Origin of the sequence: Eudoraea sp., assembly GCF_049669105.1 — a bacterium.
Taxonomy (GTDB): domain Bacteria; phylum Bacteroidota; class Bacteroidia; order Flavobacteriales; family Flavobacteriaceae; genus Eudoraea.
The window spans coordinates 1-2,420 of record NZ_JBATKE010000202.1 but is presented as its reverse complement, the minus strand read 5'-3'; the positions used below and the strand labels follow the sequence as shown (position 1 = coordinate 2,420).

The following is a 2,420-nucleotide window of genomic DNA, read 5'->3' as shown; positions in this document are numbered from 1 at the left end:
AATAAGCTTCCCGGGCTGCTATTTAATGTAAGGTTTTTAACATGCACAACTGCGTTAACGGTATTTTCTGCAGCAATAGTGAAATCAACTTCGTTAATACCATTTCCTTTATAAGACACAGGTTTATTACTAGTAGTTAATAATGGAATCTCTGATTTGTCCGTGACTACCGCATAATTTATTTTTTCAAAAAACATCTTATACGAAACAAGGGTTATTGCACCAGCGAAAACAGCAACTAATAATAGGCTTCCAAATCTTTTCATAGGTAAATGATCTTTTAAATTGCCTTGTAAAAATACTTGATTTTTAATCTAAATATTTCCATTTAACGACTTTTTAACTCATTTAAATTGCTCAAATAAAGTCATATCTTTGTTACTTGCATTCGGCTATGACAGTTACATTTTATAAATATCAAGGCACGGGTAACGATTTTATCATGATTGATAATCGGATTGGAAAATTTCCCAAAGCTGACAAGAAATTAATTTCATTTCTCTGTGACAGACGTTTCGGTATCGGTGCAGATGGATTAATCTTGTTGGAAGAAGATAATTCATTGGATTTTAAGATGGTATATTATAATTCTGATGGAAATCCCGGCAGCATGTGCGGCAATGGTGGAAGATGTATTGTGGCTTTTGCCCAATTCCTGGGCATAGTTGCTAAAAATGCAGAATTTAATGCGGCAGATGGTTTGCACCGTGCCACCATTGATGATGGAATTATTAGCTTACATATGCAAAATGTGCCAGAAATTATGGCAAAACCTAATTGTCTTTTTTTAAATACCGGTTCACCCCATCATGTTCAGATGGTTTCCAATTTAGACACTTATAATGTAGTTGAAGAAGGAGCAAAGCTACGATATGGAATTTATGGAGAAGGGGGGAGCAATATAAATTTTGTTGAACAAACTTCAGACAATGATTTTTCGGTACGAACTTATGAGAGGGGTGTGGAAAATGAAACCTTGTCCTGCGGAACAGGGGTCACTGCCGTTGCATTGGGAATGCATTATTGGGGTAAGACAAATAGTGAGAAGTTAAATATTTTAACTAAGGGTGGAGATTTATCAATTAGATTTAACAAAGGCTCGGAGGGATATACAAATATACGGCTGGATGGTCCGGCTAAACAGGTATTTAAAGGAACAATAGAGATTTGATTTTAAAGGGAAAACAAACCAAATTACGGGCATTGGAACCTGGAGATTTGGAATTTTTATACGAACTGGAAAATAATTCCGATATCTGGGAAATTAGTGGCACTGTAACACCATATTCCAGACATGTACTCAAATTGTATCTGGATAATGCACACAGAGATATTTATGAAGTAAAACAGTTACGTCTTGCTATCTGCAACGAACAGAACAAAGTAATCGGGTTAATCGATCTATTTGATTTTGATCCCAAACACAGAAGAGCGGGAATTGGGATTGTAATTCTGGATGAGTCGGAACGCAATAATGGTTACGGTTCCGAAGCGGTCTCTTTATTATGTGATTATGCTTTTACTGTGCTGAATTTAAACCAGCTATATGCAAATGTAGGTGAAGAGAATGAGGCGAGTATACAACTATTCAAAAAGATGGGGTTTGAGCTCGCAGGAGTTAAAAAGGACTGGGTCCTGGTAGGAGGAAAATTTAAGAATGAATTACTTTTTCAAAAGTTTGGCCAATAATGTATATAAAAAAAATTTTATTGATCATAGTGCTTCTTGGCCTGATTGTCGGAGGAGCCTTTGCCTATTTAATATATAATGCTCTTTTTTCGCCTAATACAGCCTTTAATAATAAGGAAGCTTATATTTATATTCCAACGGGCAGCTCATATGATGAGTTAAAGAGTCTGGTTATACCGCTTTTATCTGATATAGAGACGTTCGAAGCGGTTGCAAAACGGAAAAATTATATTGACCATATAAAACCGGGAAAATATATTTTAAAGAAAGGAATGAACAACAATGAGATTGTTAATTCTTTAAGAAGTAATAATATTCCAGTCAATGTCTCTTTCAATAATCAGGAAACTTTGGAAAAATTGGCGGGAAGAATTTCTACCCAAATTGAGGCAGATAGTATTTCTTTATTAAAAGCTTTCACCGACACTGGATTTCTGCAAGAGAATGGATTGACAGCAGATGCAGGGCTATCAATTTATATTCCTAACAGCTATGAATTTTTTTGGAATACGTCCGCGACGGATTTTCGTGTTAGAATGCGGAAGGAATATCTTCGTTTTTGGAATGACGACAGACTAAAGAAAGCAGAAGTATTGAATTTGACGCAAGAACAAGTAATTGCCCTTGCTTCAATTGTTCAAAAGGAAACTGCCAAGGTTGATGAGAGACCAAGGGTTGCGGGATTATATCTCAATAGGCTGAAAAAGAATATGTTACTTCAGGCAGACCCT

General features: G+C 35.8%; 3 protein-coding genes and 1 pseudogene. 3 read left to right on the top strand and 1 reads right to left on the bottom strand.

The window, feature by feature from the left end; genetic code table 11:
- Positions 1-266: pseudogene (locus tag WBM60_RS15270) on the bottom strand (serine protease); the annotation flags it as partial.
- A 128-nt stretch (positions 267-394) separates the two neighbouring features.
- Between WBM60_RS15270 and dapF the strand changes: the two are divergent.
- The 3 genes from dapF to WBM60_RS15255 form a co-directional block, all read left to right on the top strand.
- A complete protein-coding gene (dapF, locus tag WBM60_RS15265) occupies positions 395-1,171 on the top strand; it encodes a diaminopimelate epimerase (RefSeq protein ID WP_424283289.1) in 777 nt (258 codons plus the stop codon).
- On the top strand, positions 1,168-1,689 hold the full coding sequence (locus WBM60_RS15260; protein WP_424259024.1) for a GNAT family N-acetyltransferase: 522 nt from the start codon (positions 1,168-1,170) through the stop codon (positions 1,687-1,689). The genes dapF and WBM60_RS15260 overlap by 4 nt, the downstream gene beginning before the upstream one ends.
- Positions 1,689-2,420, top strand: a 732-nt coding sequence (locus WBM60_RS15255) for an endolytic transglycosylase MltG (RefSeq protein WP_424283288.1), incomplete at its 3' end; no start/stop codon positions are given. The genes WBM60_RS15260 and WBM60_RS15255, both read left to right, overlap by 1 nt.